General features: G+C 71.1%; 2 protein-coding genes and 1 pseudogene. All 3 read right to left on the bottom strand.

Translation table 11 applies throughout. The features are described 5' to 3' along the window. A partial coding sequence (locus ACWAT2_RS19250; RefSeq protein ID WP_402378200.1) for a HAMP domain-containing protein occupies positions 1–1,093 on the bottom strand: 1,093 nt, incomplete at its 3' end. 47 nt (positions 1,094–1,140) lie between these two features. After that, the gene (locus ACWAT2_RS19245) at positions 1,141–2,781 is read right to left on the bottom strand and encodes a methyl-accepting chemotaxis protein (RefSeq protein WP_402378197.1); all 1,641 of its coding nucleotides are present in this window, start codon (positions 2,779–2,781) and stop codon (positions 1,141–1,143) included. 59 nt (positions 2,782–2,840) lie between these two features. Then, positions 2,841–3,143, bottom strand: a pseudogene (locus ACWAT2_RS19240) (methyl-accepting chemotaxis protein); the annotation flags it as partial.

Raw genomic sequence — 3,143 nt, 5'->3', positions numbered from 1 at the left:
GGATCGACGCACCCATCTCCTCAGCACCCGCAGCCACCGTCTGCACGTTCTGCGACACCTGCTCCGCCGCCGACGCCGCCACACCCGACTGGGCCGACGACTGCTCGGCGGCCGCCACGACGCGCGACGCCGCGGCCGCGAGCTGGTCCGAGCCGGTGGCGATGGTCTCCGATGACGCGAGCACGCCCGAGAGCGTCTCCCGCAGGGCGGCCTGGGTGACGGACAGGGAGCGGGCCATCTCGCCCAGCTCGTCCTGGCTGGTCACCTCGGGCTCGTGGGTGAGGTCACCGCTCGCCATCTTCTCGATCGTTCGCTGCACGCCCATCAGTCCGGCTCGGATGCGGCTCACGACGATCCAGCCGGTGACGAGCCCGCCCACGGCACCCACGACGATGAGGACCACGAGGATGAAGATCGCACCGGCGGCCTCCTGCGCGGCGGCCTCGGTCTCGTCCGCGAGGACCCCCTCGATATACCCCTTCAGGCCGCCGAGGGAGGCGCCGAGCTCGCCGCCGAGCGCGCCGAGCGACTCCTCGCTCGCCTGGAAGGTGTCCCAGTCGCCCGACTCGAAGGCAGGCAGCTTCTCGCTCTCGACCGCGGCGAGGTAGGTCTCGACGGCGGTCCGGAAGGTCACGTACTCGGCGGGCACGTCGACGCCCATGCCCGTGTAGATGGCCTCGAACGCGGCCATCTCCGTGCCGATCCGGGCCTTGGCGTCGTCGATCGCAGCAAGCTTGTCCGACACGTCGACGTCCCGGCCGAGATACTCGCCGATCGCACCGACGGCCTCGTTGTACATCCAGACCGACTGGTCGACGGCGTTCAGCTGGGCGCTGAGCGTGGTCTGGACGGAGGCGATCCGCTCCGTGCTGTCACGCAGGCCGATCGTGTTGGCCGTCGCCACCAGGCCGAGCATGACCATGAAGGCCACGAGCAGGGCGACCAGTCCGACGATCTTCGTCCTGATCGACCGCAGCGCGAAGCGCCGGGGCCCACGGGCGCCGTCCTGGCTGTGGTCCCGCGCCGCGGTCTCACGCGGTGCGGTCGCCACCGGCGCCAGGGCCGGCTGGCGCTTCTCGAGCAGCGTGCTCATGGAAGTTCCTCTCAGGTGCTTTCGTCCGCAACGCGTGCGGGCGAGGGTCAGTAGGTGAACTCGGCCGCGCGGGCGCGCAGGTCGACGGAGACGCGGGCCAGGTCCGAGATGGACCCGTCGATCTGCTCGACGGCCACGGCGGTCGACGACGCGGCGGTGGCGATCCCGGTGATGTTCTCGGCGATCTCGGACGCACCGGTGGCCGACTCCTGCACGCCTCGCGACATCTCGTTCGTCGTCGCGGTCTGCTCCTCCACCGCCGAGGCGATGGTGAGCTGGTAGTCGTTGATCTGGCCGATGATGTCCGTGATGTCGCCGATGGCGTCGACGGCGCCGGAGGCATCACCCTGGATCGCCTCGACCCTGCGCGCGATGTCCTCGGTGGCCTTCGCGGTCTCCTGCGCCAGCTCCTTGACCTCGGACGCCACGACGGCGAACCCCTTGCCGGCCTCACCGGCACGAGCCGCCTCGATCGTCGCGTTCAACGCCAACAGGTTCGTCTGCTCCGCGATCGACGTGATCACCTTGATCACGTCACCGATCTCCTGCGAGCTCGTCCCCAGCTTGCGCACCGTCTCGTTGGTGGCCGCGGCGCGGTCCGTCGCCCGGTTGGCGACCTTCGCCGCCTCGTTCGAGTTCTGCGCGATCTCGCGGATCGACGCCCCCATCTGCTCCGCGCCCGCGGCGACGGTCTGCACGTTCTGCGACACCTGCTCGGCGCCCGACGCCACCACGCCCGACTGGGCCGACGATTCCTCGGCGGCCGCGACGACCTGGGACGACACCGCGGCGAGCTGCTCCGAGCCCGTGGCGAGCCGGTCCGCCGAGCCGACGACCTCCGCCACCACCGCGCGCACCACATCGATGCCGGCATCGAGGGCGGCACCCGCCTCGCCGATCTCGTCGGTCGGCCGCAGCCCGGACGTGCGCGTCAGGTCGCCCCGGCCGAGGGCCTCCGCGACGTCGCGCACCTTGGCCACGCGGCCGACGACGGCATGGCTGGTCCACCGCGCCAGGAGCGTTCCGGCCAGGACCGCGAGGACGCCGACCGTCACGAGGATGACGAGCGAGCGGCTCTGGCCGGCCTGCTGCTCTGCGGTGGCCACCGCAGCGCGGTCGGAGGCGACGGTCTGAGCCTGGTCGGCGATGTCGAAGATGGTGCTGTATGCCGCCCCCGCCTCACCGCCGTTGATCGAGTCCATCGCCTTGCGCTCACCGGCCGCGGTGTCCTCCTGGAGCCACTCCACGACCTGGTCGTCCCAGGTGTAGAAGTCGTCCCAGGCCGTGCGGAGCTCACCGAGGAGCTGGGACGTCTGCGCATCGAGCCCTGACGCCCCGAGCTCGTCGAGCCACGCGTACACCTGCTCCTTGTTGTCCAGCATGCCCTGGCGGTTGTAGGCGTCCTCGCCGAGCCCGGCCTCGAGGCCGTAGACAGCGGTGTCCGCCACGTAGAGCCCCTGCCAGCCCGTCGCGTCGGAGATCAGGGTCTTGGCCTGCTCCGCGACGTCCCCGAGCTCTCCCGCCGCCTGGACCTGCTGCGCGTAGCCCCTCTGCCGGTCCACCGACACGCCGCCCACGACCGCCGCGACCACGACGAGGGCGACCAGGACGCCGAAGGTGAGCTGCAGCCGGCGAGCGACGGTCAGACGTCGCCGGGCAGGCGGCCGGCCGGTGGGGTTGACGGTCATAGGACTTCCTCCTCGTGGGGCACCGGACGGGCGGGGTGCCCGTCCGGTGCAGCTGTGGGTCAGTAGGTGAACTGCGCGGCGCGCGACTGGAGGTCGGCGCTCATCCGGGCCAGGTCGGCCACGGACTCGTTCATCTGCACCAGGGCCTGCGCCGTCGAGGACGCGGAGGTGGCGATCCCCGTGATGTTCCCCGCGATCTCGGACGAGCCCGTCGCGGCCTCCTGCACACCCCGCGACATCTCGTTCGTCGTCGCGGTCTGCTCCTCCACCGCCGACGCGATCGTCAGCTGGTAGTCGTTGATCTGGCCGATGATGTCCGCGATCTCACCGATCGCACCCACCGCACCCGACGTGTCACCCTG

Source organism: Isoptericola sp. GX10416, from assembly GCF_056590155.1.
Note: the sequence above shows the minus strand (reverse complement) of the source record. Positions and strands in the feature narration are given on the sequence as shown.

Excerpts from the sequence above, each read along its gene's own strand:
- ACWAT2_RS19245 (WP_402378197.1), bottom strand. The coding sequence starts at position 2,781 with ATGACCGTCAACCCCACCGGCCGGCCGCCTGCCCGGCGACGTCTGACC.